The following is a 20,478-nucleotide window of genomic DNA, read 5'->3' as shown; positions in this document are numbered from 1 at the left end:
CGCCCCTCACCCCCGGGATATTGGGGCCAAAGTGAAGACAGTTTTGCTCAAATTGTCTTTCAACCTGGCGAAAATACCCTCGGGGGGTGAATTTGGCGCAGCCAAAGAGGGGGGCAGACAGCCCCCCTTCTTCGTGTTCCGGGCGGATTTCCACGCCCGCGCTTGCGCTTTTTCCCGTTCGGCACTATAGCCCGCCCATCCCGACAGAGTCGCCTTGCCCGGTTTTCCGGCAGGGCCGCGCTTTTTCCGGGGCCACCAAAGACCGGCGGAGCCAACCGCATGGCCTGAAAAACCATGAAAAGGAACTGACTGCACATGTGCGCCAAAGCATCCATGGAAGAATTCGAAGCCCTTCTGAAGGAAAGCTTCGAGATTGACACCCCCGAAGAGGGTTCGGTTGTCAAAGGTCGCGTCATCGCCATCGAGGCGGGACAGGCCATCATCGACGTCGGCTACAAGATGGAAGGCCGCGTCGACCTGAAGGAATTCGCAAATCCGGGCGAGGCCCCCTCGATCGCCGTGGGCGACGAGGTCGAGGTCTACCTGGACCGCGTCGAGAATGCCCGTGGCGAAGCTGTGATCAGCCGCGACAAGGCTCGCCGCGAAGAAGCCTGGGATCGCCTGGAAAAGGCCTATGCCAGCGAGCAGCGCGTCGACGGCGCGATCTTTGGCCGCGTCAAGGGCGGCTTCACCGTCGATCTGGGCGGTGCCGTGGCCTTCCTGCCCGGTTCGCAGGTTGACGTGCGCCCCGTGCGCGACGCCGGCCCCCTGATGGGCATGAAGCAGCCTTTCCAGATCCTGAAAATGGACCGTCGCCGTGGCAACATCGTCGTGTCGCGCCGCGCCATCCTGGAAGAAAGCCGCGCCGAACAGCGCGCCGAAGTGATCGGCAACCTGACCGAAGGCCAGACCGTCGACGGCGTGGTGAAGAACATCACCGAATACGGCGCCTTCGTGGATCTGGGCGGCGTTGACGGCCTGCTGCACGTCACCGACATGGCCTGGCGCCGCGTCAACCACCCGTCCGAGATCCTGTCGATCGGTGAGACCGTCAAGGTCCAGGTCATCAAGATCAACAAGGACACCCACCGCATCAGCCTCGGCATGAAGCAGCTGCAGTCGGATCCGTGGGACACCGTCGAAAAGGCCTATCCGATCGGTTCGGTCCACAAGGGCCGCGTCACCAACATCACCGACTACGGCGCCTTCGTCGAACTGGAAGCCGGTGTCGAGGGCCTGGTGCACGTTTCGGAAATGTCCTGGACCAAGAAGAACGTCCACCCCGGCAAGATCGTCTCGACCAGCCAGGAAGTCGACGTCATGGTTCTGGAGATCGACAGCGCCAAGCGTCGTGTCTCGCTCGGCCTGAAGCAGACGCAGCGCAACCCGTGGGAAGTCTTCGCCGAGACCCATCCGGTGGGCAGCCAGATCGAGGGCGAGGTCAAGAACATCACCGAGTTCGGTCTGTTCGTCGGTCTCGACAACGACATCGACGGCATGGTGCACCTGTCCGACCTGTCCTGGGACCAGCGCGGCGAGGAAGCGATCCAGAACTACCGCAAGGGCGACGTGGTCAAGGCCGCCGTCACCGAGGTGGACATCGAGAAGGAACGCATCTCGCTGTCGATCAAGGCGCTTGGCGACGACACCTTCTCGGATGCCGTTGACGGCGTGAAGCGTGGTTCGGTCATCACCGTGGCCGTCACCGCGATCGAGGATGGCGGCATCGAGGTGGATTACAACGGCATGAAGTCGTTCATCCGCCGGTCCGACCTGTCGCGCGACCGCGCCGAACAGCGCCCCGACCGTTTCCAGGTCGGTGACAAGGTCGACGTGCGCGTCACCAACGTCGACAGCAAGACCCGTCGTCTGGGCCTGTCGATCAAGGCGCGCGAGATCGCCGAAGAAAAGGAAGCCGTGGAACAGTACGGTTCGTCCGATTCGGGTGCCTCGCTGGGCGATATCCTTGGCGCCGCTCTGAAGGGCGACAAGGGCTGATCGTTTCTGCCTGCGAAACAACGGGGCCTCGCCGAACGGCGGGGCCCTTAACGTTTGTCTGCCTGCGACCGCGCATGACGCCCCCGCACCGCCCATTTCCTGTTTGAGCCAAGGTTTTTTTTGCCTATAGTCGCCGGGAAAACAAAAAACGTGGCGAAAGCAGTCCTTCACGCCACAGGGGGGACGTAACGGATGATCCGGTCGGAACTGATCCAGAAGATCGCAGACGAGAATCCGCATCTCACGCAGCGCCACGTCGAGCGCATCGTGAACACCGTGTTCGACGAAATCATCGAAGCCCTGGCACGGGGCGACAGGGTGGAACTGCGCGGTTTCGGCGCATTTTCCGTCAAGTCGCGGGATGCAAGGGTGGGGCGCAATCCCCGCACCGGCGAGGCCGTGGCGGTGGAAGACAAGAAGGTGCCCTTCTTCAAGACGGGCAAGCTGCTGCGTGACCGCCTGAACGGCAAGTGACGGCGCGCGCGGCGGAAAGACAGGAATTGGACCCATGATCCGCCTCTTGCGTCTGTTGTTTCTGGTTGTGCTGGCCATCGTGCTGATGACGGTCGCGCTTGCGAACCGCGCGCCGGTGACGCTGCGCGCCCTGCCCGAGGATATGGCCACGCTCCTGGGGTATTCCTCGGCGGTGGAACTGCCGTTGTTCCTGGTGATTTTCGGCGGCATCGCGGCGGGGCTTCTGATCGGCTTCGTCTGGGAATGGTTCCGCGAACACAAGCACCGTGCCGCCGCCTCGACCAAGGCGCGCGAGGTTGCGCGGCTGGAGCGCGAACTGGCGCAGATGCGCGACGCCAAGGGCAACACGGGCGGGGACGAGGTTCTGGCGATCCTGGAACAGCCCCGCAAGGCCGGTTGATCCGGGAAGGCTGATCCATGCCAGAAATCCGGGTGAAGATCTGCGGGTTGCGAACACCCGCCGATGTCGCCGCCGCCGCGGCTGCGGGCGCGGCCTATGCGGGCTTTGTCTTCTTTCCGAAATCCCCGCGCCACCTCACGCTTGAAGCCGCGCGCGACGCGGCCCTTGCCGCGCCTCCGGGGCTGGCAAAGGTGGCGCTGACCGTCGATGCCGATGATGCGGCGTTGGATGCGATCGTCGAGGCGGTGCCGATCGACATGCTGCAACTGCACGGCCATGAAACCCCCGACCGCGTGGCCGAGGTGCGCGCGCGCTATGGCCTGCCGGTGATGAAGGCCATCGGCGTGGCCGACGAGGGCGATCTGGCGGCGATCTTCGATTATTCCACCGTCGCCGATCAGTTGCTGATCGATGCCAAGCCGCCCAGGAATGCCGCGCTTCCCGGCGGCAACGGCCTGTCCTTCGACTGGCGGCTGGTCGCGCAACGCCGCTGGCTGCGTCCGTGGATGCTGGCCGGGGGGCTGACGCCCGAAAACGTGGCCGAGGCGATCCGGCTGACCAATGCGCGGCAGGTCGATGTGTCCTCGGGCGTGGAAAGCGCGCCGGGGGTGAAGGACGCCTCGCGCATGGCGGCTTTCGTCAGGGCGGCCGTGTCGGCGGGCGGTGGCGGTCTGCCCGGCGGCATCCCCGACCTGCGGGCGGCGCGGCGATGATCTTTCGCGACGCGATCGCCGAGGACGTTCCCGCCATCGCGGCGCTTCTGGCCGACGACCCGCTTGGTCAGGGGCGTGAAGGGGCGGACATGGCGCCCTACCGTGCCGCATTCGCCGCGCTGTCGGCCAATCCGATGCATCAGCTGATCGTGGGCGAGGATGATGCCGGCCGGATCGTCGCCACCTGCCAGCTGACCATCCTGCACGGGCTGTCGCGGCAGGGGATGATCCGGGCGCTGGTCGAGGCCGTCCGCGTGGCGCCCGACCTGCGGTCGAAGGGGGTAGGGGCCGCGCTGATGCGGATGGCCGAGGCGCGGGCCAGGGCCGCGGGCGCGCGCATCATCCAGCTTGCCACGGACAAGTCGCGCCACCGCGCCCATGCCTTCTATGAACGGCTGGGTTACGAGCCGAGCCATCTGGGCATGAAGAAGCCGCTGGACTGATCCCCCTTTCCCCGCAGCCCGAAGGGCGCTACATCCGGTCTGTTCATCAAGGAGGGCGCAGCATGGCCGAGGACGGGATCAACAGCTTCATGACCGGGCCGGACGAAAAGGGCCGTTTCGGCATCTTCGGCGGGCGGTTCGTGTCGGAAACCCTGATGCCGCTGATCCTGGATCTTGAGGCGGAATACGAAAAGGCCAAGACCGACGCCAGCTTCTGGGCCGAGATGGACGACCTGTGGAAGCATTATGTCGGCCGCCCCTCGCCGCTTTATTTCGCGCCGCGCCTGACCGAACAGCTGGGTGGCGCCAAGGTCTACATGAAGCGGGACGAGCTGAACCATACCGGCGCGCACAAGATCAACAACGTGCTGGGCCAGATCATCCTGGCCCGCCGCATGGGCAAGACCCGGATCATCGCCGAAACCGGCGCGGGCCAGCATGGCGTGGCCACCGCCACGGTCTGCGCCAAGTTTGGCCTGGAATGCGTGGTCTACATGGGCGCGCATGATGTGGAACGGCAGGCGCCGAACGTCTTCCGCATGCGGCTTCTGGGCGCCAAGGTGGTGCCCGTGACCTCGGGCCGGGGCACGCTGAAGGACGCGATGAACGACGCGCTGCGCGACTGGGTGACGAATGTGCGCGACACGTTCTACTGCATCGGCACGGTGGCGGGGCCGCATCCCTATCCGGCGATGGTGCGCGACTTCCAGTCGATCATCGGCAAGGAAGTGCGCTGGCAGCTGGCCGAACAGGAAGGCGAGGGCCGCCTGCCCGATGTGGTCGTGGCCGCGATCGGCGGCGGGTCGAACGCCATGGGCTTGTTCTATCCCTTCCTCGACGATCCGTCGGTCCGCATCATCGGGGTCGAGGCGGGCGGCAAGGGCGTGGACGACCGGATGGAACATTGCGCCAGCCTGACGGGCGGGCGCCCCGGCGTGCTGCACGGCAACCGCACCTATCTGTTGCAGGATGCCGACGGGCAGATCCTGGAAGGGTTCTCGATCTCGGCGGGGCTGGATTATCCGGGCATCGGGCCGGAACATGCCTGGCTGCATGACACGGGCCGTGCCGAATATGTCTCGATCACCGATGCCGAGGCGCTTGAGGCGTTCCAGCTGTGCTGCAAGCTGGAAGGGATCATCCCTGCGCTGGAACCCAGCCACGCCCTGGCCCATGTGATGAAGCTGGCGCCGACCCTGCCCAAGGACCAGATCATCGTGATGAACATGTGCGGCCGGGGCGACAAGGACATCTTCACCGTGGCCAAGCATCTGGGCTTTGACATGAAGATCTGATCCCGCCCGGATCGGTCTAAACCTTTGTTTATGGGGCGCGGCCTTCCCGGAGGGCCGCGCCCTAAACATTCGCCAGATGGACTTTCCGGTCCGATTCGCCCTCGCCTGCAGGGGCCGACCGGATCACCCGGCCGGCGTGTAACGGAGGCAGGTATGTTCGAATTCAAACGGACGGCAGGAATGGCGCTGACGCTGGGCGTGGCGCTGACGGCATTGATGACCACCACGGCCGCGGCCGGACCCGTCCGCGCGGGTCTTGTGGTTCATGTGAACGAACCGGGCGTTGTCCTGGTCACGGGTGAAGCGGGCGACGACAGCGGCGTTTCGGATGCCGGCGAGGCTGGCATCGGGGACCGCGATCCCGGCGAAGGCGATCCGGGCGAAGGCGATCCGGGTGAACCGATGCCGGTCGACGATGACGGCATGGCCTATACCGGCGGCGACCCGGACTTCTGCGAGGCCTGCGGTGGCGAGATCGTCGAGGACGGCGGCGAGGGCACTGTCGAAGACGGAAGCCATTTCGATGGCGAAGCCGTGGCCACCACGACCGCCGTCGAAACGCGCGGCGCGGGCGGCGACCGGATGCGCAGCTTCGCGGGCGGCGGCACCGAATCCGGCCGGTCCAATGACGGATGCGTCGTGCCGCAGTGGCGCCGCGGTCGCGAGGCGCTCTGCGCGGCGGGCAACTGAAACCGGTCGGCCGGCCCCGTGCCGCGTTCATCCCCGCGCAGCTCGCACGCTGCCGGCCGGCTGTCATCTCTGCCCCGAAAGGGGCAGAGATGCGATATCTTCCGAAACGGGAATCGGGGCCGCACCCCGAAAAAACGCCGCTCTGATCGCGAGGAACGCAGATGTTCAGGCACATGTCCGCCGCCCTTCTGGTGCTGGCCCTGACCGCCCCCCTGGCGCGGGCCGAGTCGATGGAACAAAGCCTGATCCGCCAGCTTGAGGCGCAGGGCTACACCACCGTCAGCATCTCCCGCACCCTGCTGGGGCGGCTCTATGTCGTGGCCGAGGCAGGCAAGATCCGGCGCGAGATCGTCATCAACCCTTCGACGGGCGAGATCCTGCGCGACTACCTGCGCGAACCCTCGCGCCTGGCGACGATCCAGCGCGAGCGGGGCAGGGACGGCCAGGGGCGCGGCGCCGCGGTGGCAGCCGTCGACCTGCCCGAGCGCACCGTCACCGACTCGGCGCTTGGGGGCACTGACAAGGGTGTCGGCGTCGCGGGAGACGTGACCGAGTGACGTTTTCTTCGCGTGTTTCCCGCCGGACCGTCGTCTGGCTGGCTGTGTTGGTCGTCGTGCAGTTGCTTTGCGCGGCCTTCTTCATCTTCGATATCCTGTCAGCCCTGACCGGCATCGTGACCGAGCCGCTGAACTGGCGGCTGCGCGAATTCATGGAGATCGGCGCGGCGCTTGGTCTGGTGCTGGGGATCTTTGCCGGGGGATACGCGCTGCATCGCGCGCTTGGCGACCGCAACGACGCCCGCGAACAGCTGGAACGCGCCTCGGGCGTGTTCATGGGGCTTCTGGAACAACGCTTCGACGAATGGCGGCTGACACCGGCGGAAAAGGATGTGGCGCTGTTCGCGCTCAAGGGGCTATCCACGGCCGATATCGCCCGGTTGCGCCAGACCTCGGAAGGGACGGTCAAGGCGCAGACCTATGCCATCTACAAGAAGGCCGGGGTGACCGGGAAATCGCAGCTTCTGTCGCTGTTCTTCGAGGATCTGATGGCCGACGATTCGCCGATCCGCGCGGTCCTTTCCGAAAACGGCAAGGCCGCCCCCGCCGCCCCGCCGTCGGCCGAATCGCGCCAGTAGACGGCCAGGACCGGCACCCTTTGCGGCGCCGCCCGCCCTGGCCGATGGAGAGAGGCGCATAAACCACGGGAATAGGCGGTCGTTGCCGCATCGGCCCCGCCTTCCCGGCGGGACTGCGCCGGATCCTGCTCTGCCCCGGAATTCCAAGGCAATTCGCCTAAACCCGCGGTCTATCCCTGCAAACCCAGGGTCGATTGGCCCGCCAATAACCCCTGGGTCAATATCCCGGCGCCCCGGAATGGCGCCAGATGGGTTCATCGACGGACCGACAGCCAGACGCCAGACACCGATGCCAGGACGGTACGGAAGGGCAGGCGGGGTCCGGCGGGACGGAACGATCCAGGGAACCGATCACAAGTAAACGGGGATATGACCATGAAACTCTTCACCACCTTCACCGCAGGGCTCGTGTTTGCCGGCAGCATGGCGTTCGCGGAAATCTCTCCGCAGACGCTGGCCGCCGATTACCAGGCACAGGGCTATACGCGGGTCGAGATCAAGACCGGGCCGAACCAGATCAAGGTCGAGGCCATCCGCGGCATGCAGAAGACCGAGGTGATCTATGATCGCCGGACCGGGGCCATCCTGAAATCCGAGGTCGAGGGCGTCGATAGTGACGACAACACCCGCCCCGGCGTGCAGATCCGCGAACGGGCGCGGGACTTCGTGCGCGGCATCGACAGCAGCCGCCCGGGCCGCGGCTGGGACGATGATGACGATGATGATGATGGCAAGGGTCGTGGTCGTGGCCGCGGCGGGCGCGATGACGATGACCGCGACGATGACGACCGCGGCCGGGATCGCGGATCGGACGACGATGACGATGACGACCGCGGCCGGGGGCGCGGATCGGACGACGACCACGATGACGACCGCGGCCGTGGCCGTGGATCGGATGACTGACCGGTCGGCATGAGGTCACAGGGCCCGGCGGAAGCCGGGCCTTGCGGCATTGAAAACTGACGCTAGTCTACACCGGATACGGTCTGTTCCGGTGGCGGACCATGAAGGAGAGCGCCGTGCAACGCAGGCAGGTCCTGAAAATTCTGGCGGGGGCGATGGTCCCGCTTGGCCTTGGCTCTGTCGCCGAGGCGCAGTCGATGGCCGACAGCATCCTCAGCCAGTTGCGTCGGCAGGGCTATCAGGACTTTGTCATCGAAAAGACCTGGCTTGGCCGGACGCGCATCGTCGGCATCCGTGGGCGCAAGCGGCGCGAGATCGTGGTGGACCTGCGCACGGGCGAGATCCTGCGCGATGTCACCTCGGGTGGCGGAACCGAGATCAGGGATGACCGGTCGGGGCGCGATTCCGGTTCCTCCGGGTCGGATCGGGACGACAGTGACGACGACAGGGATGACGACCGAGACGACGACAGGGACGATGACCGCGACGACGACCGCGACGACGACCGCGACGACGACAGGGACGACGACCGCGACGACGACAGGGATGACGACCGCGGGCGCGGTCGCGGGCGGGGCGGCGACGACGGCAGGTCAGGCCGGGACGATGACCGCGATGACTGATCCGGTGTGTGCCTGTGCTGTCTGGTTGTTCGGGAAGGGTTGGCCATGACCCCGCGTTATCTGATTGGCGGTGTCTTCGGAATCCAGGCCTTCTGTGCCGTCTTTTTCGTCTATGACATTCTTGGCCCGTTCATCGGGCTTCGCTCCGATCCGATCCCGTGGCAGGTCCGCGAGGCGATCGAGATCGGCGCCGCCCTCGGCCTGATCCTCGGGCTGCTGATGGGGGGGCTGATGACCCGCCGCGCCTTTCACGGCCGTCGCGAGGCCGAGGAACGCCTGCGCCGCGCCTCTGGCGCCTTCCTGGACCTGTTGCAGGAACGCTTTGCCGAATGGGAACTGACGCCCGCCGAAAGCGATGTCGCGCTCTTCGCCATCAAGGGCATGACCACGGGCGAGATCGCAAGCCTCAGGAAGACCTCGGAAGGCACCGTGAAGGCGCAGACGAACGCCATCTACCGCAAGGCCGGCGTCAACGGCCGGTCGCAGCTTCTGTCGGTGTTCATCGAGGATCTGATGCGCGATGACGGCGCGATCCGCGCCGCCGTATCGACCGGAAACGGCGAGGCTCAGTCCGCGCCGGTCCCGCCCTCGTCATCGGCCGCGTAAAGCCGCAGCACGTCAAGCGGCACGATGTCCAGCGTGGCCCGGTGCGTGGCCTTCAGCCGAACCTGCGGGGCTGCGCCTTCCTCATGCGCCTGAAGGAACCGCGCCGCGCAGAGGCACCAGTTGTCGCCCGCTTTCAGCCCGGCAAAGCCGTATTCCGGGCGCGGGGTGGACAGATCGTTGCCAAGGTATTTCGACAGCGCAAGGAATTCGTCCGTCATGATCGCGCAGACGCTGTGCATCCCCCGGTCTGCCGGGCCTGTGTCGCAGCAGCCGTTCCGCCAGAAGCCGGTCAGCGGATCGGTGGAACAGGGTTCCAGCGTCCCGCCAAGCACGTTGATCGAGGCCAGTCTTCCGTCGGTCATCCCATCCTCCGCCTTTGCGTTCAGTCTAATCCGGCGCGGGGTCGGGGCAAGGCCCCCGGCGCGGATCAGCGCGCCGCTGCGGCGATGGCGCGGAACATGGCGGTGTTCCGTGCATCGACGCCCTCGGCGGTAAAACCCCTGTCGGCGGCATTGACGGCGATCACCACGCCCGCGGGCCGGTTGACATAGATATACTGCCCATAGACACCCTGCGCCTGGAATTCGCCCTCGGTCGAACCCGGCGGGATCCACCACTGGTAGCCGTACCCCATCGCGCCCGGCGCGGTTGCCGCCTGCGGGCGGGTGGAGGCCAGAACCCAATCCTCGGGCACGATCTGGCGGCCGTCGGCGCGGCCAAGGTCAAGGAAAAGCTGGCCGATCCGCGCATAGTCGCGGGTGCGCAGGTTCAACCCGCCCAGAACGAAGGCCACGCCCTCGCCATCGGTCAGATAGCGGGGTTCGGCCTCAAGCCCCAGGGGACCGAACAGTTTTTCCGATACCAGGTCGGGGATCGTGCGCCCGGTCGCGCCCCGGATCACCATCCCGATCACATGCGTGTCGATCGAGACATATTGCCAGCCCGTCCCCGGCGCGCGGTCACGCGCCTTCAGGTCCGCGGCGAAACCGTCCATCGACCCGCCAAGCGCAAGGACCCGGCCCATCCGGTTGATGTCGCTGTTGAAATCCAGGTAATCCTCGTTGAAGGTCACGCCCGACTGCATCGTCAGCACATCGCGCACCGTCGCCCCGTCATAGGCCGACCCGGCCAGCGCGGGCGCGTGCCGCGTTACCGGATCATCCAGCGTGCCGACCGCGCCTTCAGCCAGCAGGATGCCGTAAAGCGCTGACAGCACGGACTTGGCCACCGACCACGAGATGCGCAGATCCTCGGCCGAAGTGCCGAGGTGATAGCTTTCATGCACGATAACCCCGTCCTTCAGGACGACCAGCCCGGTGACGGCGCGTTCGGCGATCCAGTCCCCGGCGCCCTCGGGCAGGGTCATCGCAGGGCCTTCGGGCAGCGGCAGCGCAGGCCCCGCCACGGGCACGGGCCGCGACAGGAAGGCCGCGTCCATCCGGCTGAAATTGGCGACGATCCGGTCTTCGTCGAACAGCGTCAGAACGGCGCGAAGCCGTGTGATCTCGTCCCATTTCCAGGCGGCAAGGGCGGCCAGAACCACGACCAGAACCGCAAGTCCGCGCATCAGAAGGCGCCGCATCCGCCAATCCCCCTCCGCCAATCCCCCGTTGTCCACCCGGCGGATGATGACCACAGCACACGCGGTCGGGCAAGGCCGGGGCGCCCAGGCCGCCGCAACGTCACCCCTGCGCTTGCCAGTCAACCCAGCGGCCGTGGAAATCGACCCGGCCAAGGCGGGTGGTCTGCCCGCCCGGCCAGAGGGTCAGCGCAAGCCCCGCGCCGGGCGTTTCGCCGTCAGCCTCCATCGCAAGCCGTGCAAGGGGCGCCTCATCCGTCGCGCGGGCGCCGGCCTCGGTCAGCAGTGCCTCGCCCCTTTGCCGGGCGGCGGCGGGGAAATATTGCCAGGCGACGGTGTGGAAGACCAGATGCAGGTGGCCGGGATGGGGCTGGGCCAGGCGACCCGCAAGCCAGTCGATCGCGTCTGCCTGCGCAATCTCGGGACGCAGCCGCGCGGCCAGGTCCAGCGCGGCCTCGGTCCTTGCGATGCGGTCGGCCTGATCGGCCCAGACATAGGCCAGAAGCCTGCCCCGGTCGCGCAGCGGATCAACCGGGTTGAGGTCAACCCCCGCCCGCGCGGCGATCCGGGGCGGGGCATCGGGCGGCAGCGGGCCCGACCATTCCGGGCAGAGTGTGACCGTCGCCTCCGCGGGGCCGAACCGCCTGCCGCCCGCAACCAGCGCGTGATGATCCCAGATCAGGTTCAGCCCGGCGCTTGCCCCCAGTTCCGACAGAACCATCGGCAGGCCGGTCCGCGCCGCAAGCCAGTGCCCCGCCGCGATCAGCGCGACCGACCGAAGCACCTCGTTCGTCTGGGGCGCACTGTCGAGCCAGCGCAGAAGCGCCGCCTCGTGCCTGTGCAGCGCGGCCAGAACCGGCGCCAGAAGCGCGGCGTCATCGTCGGGCGGGGCGGAATAGACGGCGGCAAGGTCCGGGTCTATCCCCTCGCGCGCCAGATGGTGAAGGCCCCCTGCCAGCCGCAGCGCCAGCGCGTCGGCCTTGCCGTCGGGGTCGCCTGGCCAGTCAAGCACCCGCGCCGCCACCGCCCCGTCGGGCATCAGCCCATCGGCCAGAAGCCGCAACAGGCGCGCGGTGAAGGGCGAACCCAGGGCCTCGCAATGGCCTGCCTGGACGTGAAAACTGTCCCTGACCCGCGCGTTCACCGGAAGCGATCCACCAGCCTTTGCAGCGGGCTGCGGCCGTCCTCGGGGGCGTTGGGGCCCGGGTTCGGATCGGGGGCCTTCGGATCGGGGGCGATCTGGGGCGCCGGTCTGGCGGGCGCCGCATCCGGGCGCCGGTCCCCGGTCGAGGGGCGCGGCGGTGCGATCCGCGCGGCCACCGCGTTCTGGAACCGCGCGCCATCGCCGGCGGCAAGGGCGGCCGCGCCATCCGAGATTCCGCGCAGCAGATCGTCAAGCCAGCCCTGATCGGCCTTGGCGAAATCATGCAGCACATAGGCCGCCACGGCATCCTTGTGCCCCGGATGCCCGATCCCCAGACGTACCCGGCCATAGCCTTCGCCTAGATGGGCGTGGATTGACCGCAGGCCGTTATGGCCCGCATGTCCGCCGCCCTGCTTCAGCCGCAGCTTGCCGGGGGCAAGGTCCAGTTCGTCATGGAAGACGACGATATCCTCGGGCGCGATCTTGTAGAAACCGGCCGCAGCCTGCACCGCCTCGCCCGACAGGTTCATGAAGGTCTGCGGTTTCAGCAGGATCACCCTGTCCGATCCGAACCGGCCTTCGGCGACCAGCGCCTTGAAGGCCGCCTTCCACGGGCCGAACCCGTGATCTGCCGCGATCCGGTCCAGCGCCATGAAGCCGATGTTGTGCCGGTTTTCGGCATATTTCGCCCCGGGATTGCCAAGGCCCACAAAGAGCTTCATCGCCTGCCGTCTCCTGTGCGTGATGCATCCTGAATGCCAGCAGGCGGGGCAGGGCGCAAGGCTTGACGCCCGGCTCCAGCCCGTGCAGGGTCCGCGGCAGAGGACCGGAGACCCCGACAGAAGTGCGCCACACCGTCGTCTGTTCCATGCGCAACGAAGGCCCGTTCATCGTCGAATGGGTCACCTGGTATCGGCTTCTGGGGTTCACCGACATCCTGGTCGTGACCAACGATTGCACCGATCCCTCGCCCGATCTTCTGGACGCGCTGGCGCGCGCGGGTTGGGTGCATCACCTGCGCTGCGACGTGCCGCCCGGCCAGCCGATCACCCGGCGCAAGCTGCGCGCGGCCAAGGCGCATCCCGCCGTGACGGGCGCCGATTGGGTGATGGTGGCGGATGTCGATGAATTCCTGGTGATCCACCGGGGCGAGGGGCGGATCACCGATCTGATCCCGCCGGGGCCGCCCGCCTTTCTGGGCATGTCGATCAACTGGAAGGTCTTTGGCTCCTCGGGGATCGAAACCTATGCCGATCAGCCCGTGCACCATCAATTCCTGCAATGCCAGCGCCCGCGCCACGCGATGGGACGCTGGGTCAAGGCGATCTTCCGCCGCCCCGACTGGTTCGGGCGTCTTGGCGAACACGGGCCGCGCCGGTTCGACATCGCCGCGGCGGGCGGCGACTGGGACACCCCCGGCCTGGGCTGGATCACAGCCGATGGCCGACCCATGCCCGGCTTCCGGGCCGAAGCGGGCGGCCCGCGCACGCTGCCCGCGGGGCTGGTCGGGCACAAGGTGGCGCAGATCAACCATTACATGCTGCGGTCCCACGAAAGTTTTGGACTGAAGCGCGGCACGCTGTCGCCCGTGGCGCTGCGCGATCGCTATGACGATGCCTATTTCGCCCGCGCCGACCGCAACGAGGCGATGGACATCACCGCGCTCCGCCACGCCGATGCGTTCGAGGCGCTGCGGCAGGACTGTCTGCGCCTGCCCGATGTCTGGCGGCTGCATCACCTGTGCTGTGCCGATCACGTGGCCCGGATCGTCGCCCGCGCCGGGGGACGTCCAGAGGATGACCCGCGCCACGCCGCGCATCTGCAAAAGGCCCAAGGCGCGCCCGAATTCCCCGAGGACTAAGGCGCGCGGGTGCCAAAGGAAAGGGCGCGAAGGTTTCCCCCCGCGCCCCGTCCCTCGTCCGCTGTGCCGGACTTATTCCTCGGCAGCCTCGTTGTCCGAAGACCGCAGCCCCGACGGGGCCGAGATGTTCGCGATCACGAAGTTCCGGTCGATCGTGGGCTTCACGCCTTCGGGCAGCGCCACATCGTTGATGTGGATCACGTCGCCGATCTGGCGGCCGGTCAGGTCGACCGTGATGTGATCGGGGATGTCACCCGCGGTCACTTCCAGTTCGACTTCCGGGCGCACCACGACCAGCGTGCCGCCACGCTTCAGGCCGGGGGCTTGTTCGTGGTTCTCGAAGGTCACGTGGATGAACAGGTTGATCCGCGAGGTCCGGCGCAGGCGCATGAAATCGACATGCCGGGGCAGATCCTTGACCACATCGCGCTGCACGCCGCGGCAGATCACGCGCACGTCGTCCTGGCCTTCGACCTTCAGGTTGAAGAGGGTCGAAAGGAAGCGGCCTGCCTTCAGGCGCTTCAGCAGGTAGTGGTAGTCGAGGTTGATCGGAAGCGGGTCCACGCCGCCGCCGTAAACGATGCCGGGTACTTTGTTATCGCGACGCGATTGACGAGCGGCCCCCTTGCCTGTCCCCGTCCGTACCTCGGCGATAAGATCCGGGATCTCACCAGCCATTGTCAGTCTCCATTTGCTGTTAGGTCCGCCGCCCTCCAAGGGTGTGCGGCGCGACCGGGGGCCTATAGCGGGGAATCGGCTGGAAGGGAAGCCCAAAAGCGGGCCGCGCACCGGCGCACACGGGCCGGGGCATGTCGCGCACAGGCTTGCCGCGACACTCCGAAGGGCCTAGCTCTGTCGCACTCACCCTGCGGAGCGCCTCATGCCATTCCTGACCACTCTGACCACCGCCCGGGCGGCGCTGGCGGCCTTTGCCGCGATGGGAATCCTGTGGGGCACCTTCGCAGCCGTCCTGCCCGACCTCAAGCTGCAACTGGGCGTGGACGAGGCGCAACTGGGCCGGTTGATCCTGTTCACCTCGCTCGCGGCGGTGGTCGCGATGTTTCTTGCCCCCTCGTTCGGGGTGGCGGCGGGGCGGCTGGCGCTGCCGCTGGCCACGATGGCGATGGCATTGGGATTCATCCTGCCGGGGCAGACGTCCTCGGTCTGGCTGTTTCCGCTGGCGATGATGATCGCGGGCGCGGCGACCGGGTTGACCGACGTTCTGATGAACGCCCGCGTGGCCGCGCTTGAAAACGCGCGGGCGCTGCATCTGATGACGCTTTGCCATGCGGGCTATTCCTTCGGCTATGCGGGTGGGGCCATCGCCACGGGCCTGATGCGCAACGCAGGCTGGCCGCCGGGTTGGGTCATGCTGACCACGGCGGGCTGCGCGGCGCTGCTGGCGCTTCTGACGTTCGAAAGCGACGGCCGGATCGACGGGCTTGCCCGCCCGAAGGAGGGGCCGGGGCGCAGCCTTGGCATGGTGCCGGTGATCGGCGGCGGCATGGTGCTGATCGCTTTCCTGACCGAGAACGCGGCCGAAAACTGGTCGGCCCTGCATATCGAAAAGACACTGGGCGGCAGCCCCGCCGAGGGCGCGATGGGGCCTGCCGCGCTGGCGCTGACGATGGGCTTTGCCCGGCTGGCGGGGCAGGGGATCGTCGCGCGGACCGATCCGTATTTCCTGTTGCGCGCGGGGGCGCTGGTTTCGGCCTGTGGTGCCCTGACGGCGGCCTTCGCGCTGAACCCGCTCATGGCCTATGCCGGATTCATCGTGATGGGCATCGGGTCATCGGTGATTGCGCCGACCGCCTTTTCGCTGGTCGGCCGCCGCGCCGCGCCCGAGGCCCGCGCCCGCGCCGTGGCGCGCGCGACGATGCTGGGGTATTTCGGCTATTTCGTGGGCCCCCCGATGCTGGGGCTGATCGCGGGCAGCTTCGGCCTGCGGATGGCCTTCGTCTTTGCCGCGCTGATGCTGTGCAGCCTGCTGGTGCTGGCGCCGGTCATGGCCCGGCTGCGGAGTTGAGGCGCGCCCTCAGGCCCAGTGGCCCTCGAACCCCTCGGGGATCAGCAGGTTGTGCCGGCCAAGCGCCTTGACATCGCGTTCGCCGCACAGCGCCATCGTCGTGTCCAGCTCCTTGCGGATCACCTCCAGCGCGCGGGTCACGCCCGCCTCGCCCATCGCGCCGAGCCCGTAGATGTAGGACCGGCCGATGTAGGTGCCCTTTGCCCCAAGCGCCAGCGCCTTCAGCACGTCCTGACCCGACCGGATGCCGCTGTCCATGTGGACCTCGACCTTGTCCCCCACGGCCCGCACGATCGAGGGCAGCATGCGGATCGCCGATAGCGCGCCGTCAAGCTGACGCCCGCCGTGGTTCGACACGATGATCGCGTCGGCTCCGAAATCGGCCGCGATGCGGGCGTCTTCCTCGTCAAGGATGCCCTTGATGATGAATTTTCCTCCCCACTGGTCGCGGATGCGGGCGATCTTCCCCCAGTCGAGCTTCGGATCGAACTGTTCCGAGGTCCAGCTCATCAGGCTGGCGGTGTCGCCCACGCCCTTGGCATGGCCCACGATATTGCCGAAGAACCGCCGTTTCGTGCCCAGCATCCCCAGGCCCCAACGCCATTTCGTGGCCAGGTCCAGCATCACCGGCAGGGTCAGTTTCGGCGGGGCCGAAAGGCCGTTCTTCAGGTCCTTGTGCCGCTGGCCGAGGATCTGAAGGTCCAGCGTCAGCACCAGCGCCGAACATTTCGCCCGTTTCGCCCGTTCGATGATCGCATCGACGAAATCCTCGTCCTGCATTACGTAAAGCTGGAACCAGAAGGGTTTGGTCGTGTGCGCCGCCACATCCTCGATCGAACAGATCGACATGGTGGACAGGGTGAAGGGCACGCCGAATTTCTCGGCGGCGCGGGCGGCCTTGATCTCGCCATCGGCGTGCTGCATGCCGCACAGCCCGACCGGCGCCAGCGCCACGGGCATGGCGACGTCATGGCCTGCCATCGTCCCGGCGGTGCTGCGGCCCGACATGTCAACCGCCACCTTCTGCCGCAGGCGGATCTGCGCGAAATCCGACGTGTTCTCGCGGAAGGTCTGTTCGGTATAGCTGCCCGATTCCGCGTAGTCGTAGAACATCTTCGGCACACGCCGCTTGTGCAGGCGCTTGAGGTCGTCGATGCAGGTGATCACGGGCATGGCGGCTGTCCCCTTTTTGGTCAGAAAGTTTTACCAATCGTGGCGGCGCAATGCAATGAAAAAGGGCCGCCCCCGTGGGCGACCCCCTGCACACGCGAAATCGCGGCGGTCAGGCCGAATGGGCGCCCTTGGCCAGCGCCGCGACATTGGCCAGAACCTCGGCCACGGGCTTGCCCGCGCCGATATCCTTGACGATGGCGGACCCTACCACGCAGCCATCCGCCACGCTGGCGATCGCGCGCGCGGCTTCGGGGGTGGTGATGCCGAAGCCCACGATCACCGGCAGGTCGGTCTTTGCCTTGATCCGGGCGACCTCGGGGCCAACGTCGGTGGCCTGCGCGGCGGCGGCCCCGGTGATCCCGGTGATCGAGACGTAATAGACAAAGCCGCTGGTGTTCTGCAGCACCTTCGGCAGGCGCCGGTCGTCGGTCGTCGGCGTCGCGAGCCGGATGAAGTTGATCCCCGCCTTCTGCGCCGGGATGCAAAGCTCGTCATCCTCTTCGGGGGGCAGGTCAACGACGATCAGCCCGTCGATCCCGGCTTCGGTCGCCTCGGCAAGAAAGCGATCGACGCCGCGCGAATAGATCGGGTTGTAATAGCCCATCAGCACGATGGGCGTCGTGGCATCCCCGGCCCGGAAATCGCGCACCATGTCCAGCACGCGGTCCATCGTCATGCCCGCTTCCAGCGCGCGCTGGCCGGCCAGCTGGATCGTCGGGCCATCCGCCATCGGGTCGGTGAAGGGCATGCCAAGTTCGATGATGTCCACGCCCGCCGCCGGCAGGCCCTTCATCACGGCAAGCGAGGTCGCCTGATCCGGATCGCCGCCCATGATGTAGGAGACAAAGGCCTTGCGGCCCTCGGCCCGCAGTCTGGCGAATGTCGCGTCGATCCGTGTCATCTGTCGTCCCCTCTGGTGGCTTTCAGCGGTTTGCACGGGGCGGGGGCGGAAATCAAGGGCAAGTCGCGGCTGTCAAAGCACATCCGCAAGGGTCGCGCGACCGGTGGCCAGATCGGCAAGCACATCGGCATGGACCTCCAGCGCGTCGATCACCGGATATCCCGGATCGCGCCCGTCGAAGGCCAGCAGAAGGTCGGTCCCCGCAAGGGCGACCGCCTCGGCCCCGCGATCCATCAACCGGCGACCTGCGGCGAACAGAAGGTCGCGTGTCGCCGCGTCGCAACGGCCCTGAACGGCCATGTCCTGATAGGCCGTCCCGACCTCGTCGAGGTTCTCGGGCACGATCACCGCTGTCCGCACCATCTGGCCGAACAGCGCCGTCGCCATCGCCCGCCCGGTCCCCAGAAGCCCGACGGCCCCAAAGCCCCGACCGGCACAGAACCGGTCAAGCGGCGTGATCGCCGACACCAGCGGCAGCGGGCTGAGCGCACGCGTCTCGGCCCAGCAGAAATGCGGCCCGATGGCGGTGATGCTGGCACATTCCGCCCCGGCGGCCTTCAGGCGGTGAAGCAATCGGGCAAAGATTTCGGCCTGCTCCTGCGCGCGGCCGGAAAGGTTGTTGGACAGCACGTCGCGGATGTTGGCCTCGACCATCGTCAGGTCAAGCCGGTGGCCCCGCTCTGCCGCCACCCCGGTCAGGTGGCGGTAATAGGCGACGGTGGCCGCGGGCCCGAGCCCCGTGATCAGGCCGACATTCATGTGCCCCTCCCGTCAGGCTGGCCCCGATCATCCCGCCGGGTCGGCGGCCTGTCAATCGCTACACCGCCGGTGCGCCTGCGGCCCCGACCTGCGGCACGCGCGCCCCTTGCCTTGCTGCCCGCGCCGGGGCAGAAGGGGCGCATGGACTGGGTCAAGATCATTCATCTTCTGTGCGTCATGGGCTGGATGACATCCGTCTTTGCCGTGCCGCGCGCGCTGATCTACTGGAAGCGCGAATGGGCGCAGCTTGGCGAATTCGGCCCGACGGGCGACCTGACCGTGCGACTCTACCGCTTTTCGGCGGGGCTGGCGGTGATCGGGGTCATCACCGGCCTGTGGCTGGGCTGGCAGGTCTGGGGCTGGGCGCCCTGGGTTCATGTCAAGCTGGCGCTCGTCTCGCTGCTGGCGGCGCATTATGTCTGGACCGGCGTTCTGGTCGTGCGCGCCCGCCGCGGGGTGTTCCGCGAAAGCGAGGTCTTCCTGCGCGTCTTCAACGAAATCAGCGTGATCGGCACGCTGGCGATCCTGTGGGTCGTCGTCGTCAAGCCGTTCTGATCGGCGCCCCCGCACGCGGCCTTGCCTCGACGCGCCCCGCGCGCTAGGGAGGCGGCGGTTTGATGGAGGGTCTGACATGGGCTTCAAGATGGGGATCGTGGGCTTGCCGAACGTGGGCAAATCCACCCTGTTCAACGCGCTGACCCGCACCGCGGCGGCGCAGGCTGCGAATTTCCCCTTCTGCACGATCGAACCCAACGTGGGCGAGGTTGCGGTGCCCGACGCGCGGCTGGACAAGCTGGCCGCGATTGCCGGATCGAAACAGATCATCCCGGCGCGGATGACCTTCGTCGATATCGCGGGGCTGGTCCGTGGTGCCTCGAAGGGCGAAGGCCTGGGCAACCAGTTCCTCGCCAACATCCGCGAATGCGATGCTATCGCCCATGTGCTGCGCTGTTTCGAGGACGGCGACATCACCCATGTCGAAGGCCGGATCGACCCGGTCGCCGATGCCGAGACGATCGAAACCGAACTGATGCTGGCCGATCTGGAATCCATCGAACGCCGCCGCGCCAACCTGGCGCGGAAGCTGAAGGGCAACGACAAGGAAGCCGCCGATCAGGACCGCCTGCTGGCCCTGGCGCAGAAGGAACTGGAAAACGGCCGCCCCGCCCGTGTGATCAAGGTCTCGGACGAGGACGAACGCGCCTGGCGGATGCTTCAGCTTCTGACCGCGAAGCCCGTGCTTTATGTCTGCAACGTCGAGGAATCGGCGGCGGCCAAGGGCAACAGCCAGTCCGCCCGCGTGGCCGAGATGGCCGCGGCGCAGGGCGCGGGCACGGTCGTGATCTCGGCCCGGATCGAAGAGGAACTGGCGCAACTGCCCGAGGACGAGGCTGCGATGTTCCTTGAGGAAATGGGGCTTGAGGAAGCCGGGCTCGATCGCCTGATCCGCGCCGGTTACCAGCTTCTGGGGCTGCAGACCTATTTCACCGTCGGCCCCAAGGAGGCCCGCGCCTGGACGATCACGAAGGGCATGCTGGCCCCTCAGGCGGCAGGCGTGATCCACGGGGATTTCGAAAAGGGTTTCATCCGCGCCGAAACCATCGCCTATGACGATTACATCGCCGGCAAGGGCGAAGCGGGCGCGAAAGAGGCCGGCAAGTTCCGCGTCGAGGGCAAGACCTATGAGGTCAAGGACGGCGACGTGCTGCACTTCCTTTTCAACGCCTGACGGGCGTTCCGGACGTGCGGGCCTAA

At 67.0% G+C, this 20,478-nt stretch carries 24 protein-coding genes; 16 read left to right on the top strand and 8 right to left on the bottom strand.

Annotated elements, in window-relative coordinates; all coding sequences use genetic code 11:
• Positions 1 to 315 precede the first annotated feature (315 nt).
• From rpsA to E7811_RS03595, 12 genes are all read left to right on the top strand, one after another.
• Entirely contained in the window at positions 316 to 1,998 is a 1,683-nt protein-coding gene (rpsA, locus tag E7811_RS03650) for a 30S ribosomal protein S1 (RefSeq protein ID WP_136393211.1), read from the top strand.
• 192 nt (positions 1,999 to 2,190) lie between these two features.
• Entirely contained in the window at positions 2,191 to 2,472 is a 282-nt protein-coding gene (gene ihfB / locus E7811_RS03645) for an integration host factor subunit beta (protein ID WP_136393210.1), read from the top strand.
• Positions 2,473 to 2,506: 34 nt separating this feature from the next.
• A complete protein-coding gene (locus E7811_RS03640) occupies positions 2,507 to 2,872 on the top strand; it encodes a LapA family protein (protein WP_136393209.1) in 366 nt (121 codons plus the stop codon).
• A 17-nt stretch (positions 2,873 to 2,889) separates the two neighbouring features.
• Positions 2,890 to 3,585, top strand: coding sequence for a phosphoribosylanthranilate isomerase (locus E7811_RS03635; RefSeq protein WP_136393208.1), 696 nt, complete (start codon positions 2,890 to 2,892; stop codon positions 3,583 to 3,585).
• Positions 3,582 to 4,028 (top strand): GNAT family N-acetyltransferase, encoded by a 447-nt coding sequence (locus tag E7811_RS03630; protein ID WP_136393207.1) that lies wholly within the window; start codon positions 3,582 to 3,584, stop codon positions 4,026 to 4,028. The genes E7811_RS03635 and E7811_RS03630 overlap by 4 nt, the downstream gene beginning before the upstream one ends.
• Before the next feature lie 62 nt (positions 4,029 to 4,090).
• Entirely contained in the window at positions 4,091 to 5,323 is a 1,233-nt protein-coding gene (gene trpB, locus E7811_RS03625; RefSeq protein ID WP_136393206.1) for a tryptophan synthase subunit beta, read from the top strand.
• 153 nt (positions 5,324 to 5,476) lie between these two features.
• Positions 5,477 to 6,013 carry a hypothetical protein gene (locus E7811_RS03620; protein ID WP_136393205.1) on the top strand — a complete coding sequence of 179 codons (537 nt, stop codon included), beginning with the start codon at positions 5,477 to 5,479 and terminating at the stop codon, positions 6,011 to 6,013.
• Between the two features lie 161 nt (positions 6,014 to 6,174).
• A complete protein-coding gene (locus tag E7811_RS03615; protein ID WP_136393204.1) occupies positions 6,175 to 6,570 on the top strand; it encodes a hypothetical protein in 396 nt (131 codons plus the stop codon).
• A complete protein-coding gene (locus E7811_RS03610; protein ID WP_136393203.1) occupies positions 6,567 to 7,148 on the top strand; it encodes a helix-turn-helix transcriptional regulator in 582 nt (193 codons plus the stop codon). Before E7811_RS03615 ends, E7811_RS03610 begins: the two co-directional genes overlap by 4 nt.
• Positions 7,149 to 7,523: 375 nt before the next feature.
• Positions 7,524 to 8,051, top strand: coding sequence for a PepSY domain-containing protein (locus tag E7811_RS18095; protein ID WP_211092081.1), 528 nt, complete (start codon positions 7,524 to 7,526; stop codon positions 8,049 to 8,051).
• A gap of 116 nt (positions 8,052 to 8,167) precedes the next feature.
• The gene (locus tag E7811_RS03600) at positions 8,168 to 8,674 is read left to right on the top strand and encodes a hypothetical protein (RefSeq protein ID WP_211092080.1); all 507 of its coding nucleotides are present in this window, start codon (positions 8,168 to 8,170) and stop codon (positions 8,672 to 8,674) included.
• A 45-nt stretch (positions 8,675 to 8,719) separates the two neighbouring features.
• Complete coding sequence (locus E7811_RS03595) at positions 8,720 to 9,280, top strand: helix-turn-helix transcriptional regulator (RefSeq protein ID WP_136393202.1); 561 nt, start codon at positions 8,720 to 8,722, stop codon at positions 9,278 to 9,280.
• Here the strand turns inward: E7811_RS03595 and E7811_RS03590 are convergent.
• The 4 genes from E7811_RS03590 to pth form a co-directional block, all read right to left on the bottom strand.
• Entirely contained in the window at positions 9,241 to 9,642 is a 402-nt protein-coding gene (locus E7811_RS03590) for a DUF2237 family protein (protein WP_136393201.1), read from the bottom strand. The two genes, E7811_RS03595 and E7811_RS03590, sit on opposite strands and share 40 nt — an antisense overlap.
• 65 nt (positions 9,643 to 9,707) lie before the next feature.
• Positions 9,708 to 10,847, bottom strand: a complete 1,140-nt coding sequence (locus E7811_RS03585; protein WP_394345590.1) for a serine hydrolase domain-containing protein — start codon at positions 10,845 to 10,847, stop codon at positions 9,708 to 9,710.
• A 115-nt stretch (positions 10,848 to 10,962) separates the two neighbouring features.
• Positions 10,963 to 12,003 (bottom strand): DUF2332 domain-containing protein, encoded by a 1,041-nt coding sequence (locus E7811_RS03580; RefSeq protein ID WP_136393199.1) that lies wholly within the window; start codon positions 12,001 to 12,003, stop codon positions 10,963 to 10,965.
• Positions 12,000 to 12,725 (bottom strand): aminoacyl-tRNA hydrolase, encoded by a 726-nt coding sequence (gene pth, locus E7811_RS03575; protein WP_136393198.1) that lies wholly within the window; start codon positions 12,723 to 12,725, stop codon positions 12,000 to 12,002. The genes E7811_RS03580 and pth overlap by 4 nt, the downstream gene beginning before the upstream one ends.
• A gap of 146 nt (positions 12,726 to 12,871) precedes the next feature.
• Here pth and E7811_RS03570 point away from each other — a divergent pair, with 146 nt between their 5' ends.
• Positions 12,872 to 13,864 (top strand): glycosyltransferase family 2 protein, encoded by a 993-nt coding sequence (locus tag E7811_RS03570; RefSeq protein ID WP_136393197.1) that lies wholly within the window; start codon positions 12,872 to 12,874, stop codon positions 13,862 to 13,864.
• Positions 13,865 to 13,936: 72 nt separating this feature from the next.
• Here E7811_RS03570 and E7811_RS03565 read toward each other — a convergent pair whose 3' ends face one another.
• The gene (locus E7811_RS03565; protein WP_136393196.1) at positions 13,937 to 14,542 is read right to left on the bottom strand and encodes a 50S ribosomal protein L25/general stress protein Ctc; all 606 of its coding nucleotides are present in this window, start codon (positions 14,540 to 14,542) and stop codon (positions 13,937 to 13,939) included.
• A gap of 202 nt (positions 14,543 to 14,744) precedes the next feature.
• Here E7811_RS03565 and E7811_RS03560 point away from each other — a divergent pair, with 202 nt between their 5' ends.
• The gene (locus E7811_RS03560) at positions 14,745 to 15,890 is read left to right on the top strand and encodes an MFS transporter (RefSeq protein WP_136393195.1); all 1,146 of its coding nucleotides are present in this window, start codon (positions 14,745 to 14,747) and stop codon (positions 15,888 to 15,890) included.
• 9 nt (positions 15,891 to 15,899) lie between these two features.
• Here E7811_RS03560 and E7811_RS03555 read toward each other — a convergent pair whose 3' ends face one another.
• From E7811_RS03555 to E7811_RS03545, 3 genes are all read right to left on the bottom strand, one after another.
• A complete protein-coding gene (locus E7811_RS03555; protein ID WP_136393194.1) occupies positions 15,900 to 17,063 on the bottom strand; it encodes an alpha-hydroxy acid oxidase in 1,164 nt (387 codons plus the stop codon).
• Between the two features lie 109 nt (positions 17,064 to 17,172).
• Positions 17,173 to 17,964, bottom strand: coding sequence for a tryptophan synthase subunit alpha (trpA, locus tag E7811_RS03550; protein ID WP_136393193.1), 792 nt, complete (start codon positions 17,962 to 17,964; stop codon positions 17,173 to 17,175).
• Positions 17,965 to 18,036: 72 nt separating this feature from the next.
• Complete coding sequence (locus E7811_RS03545; RefSeq protein ID WP_136393192.1) at positions 18,037 to 18,723, bottom strand: aspartate/glutamate racemase family protein; 687 nt, start codon at positions 18,721 to 18,723, stop codon at positions 18,037 to 18,039.
• A gap of 141 nt (positions 18,724 to 18,864) precedes the next feature.
• Here E7811_RS03545 and E7811_RS03540 point away from each other — a divergent pair, with 141 nt between their 5' ends.
• Positions 18,865 to 19,278, top strand: a complete 414-nt coding sequence (locus E7811_RS03540) for a CopD family protein (RefSeq protein WP_136393191.1) — start codon at positions 18,865 to 18,867, stop codon at positions 19,276 to 19,278.
• Between the two features lie 76 nt (positions 19,279 to 19,354).
• Positions 19,355 to 20,452 carry a redox-regulated ATPase YchF gene (gene ychF / locus E7811_RS03535; protein WP_136393190.1) on the top strand — a complete coding sequence of 366 codons (1,098 nt, stop codon included), beginning with the start codon at positions 19,355 to 19,357 and terminating at the stop codon, positions 20,450 to 20,452.
• The last annotated feature ends 26 nt before the right edge of the window (positions 20,453 to 20,478 follow it).

It is taken from the genome of Aliigemmobacter aestuarii, from assembly GCF_004799285.1.
GTDB lineage: Bacteria > Pseudomonadota > Alphaproteobacteria > Rhodobacterales > Rhodobacteraceae > Aliigemmobacter > Aliigemmobacter aestuarii.
Note: the sequence above shows the minus strand (reverse complement) of the source record. Positions and strands in the feature narration are given on the sequence as shown.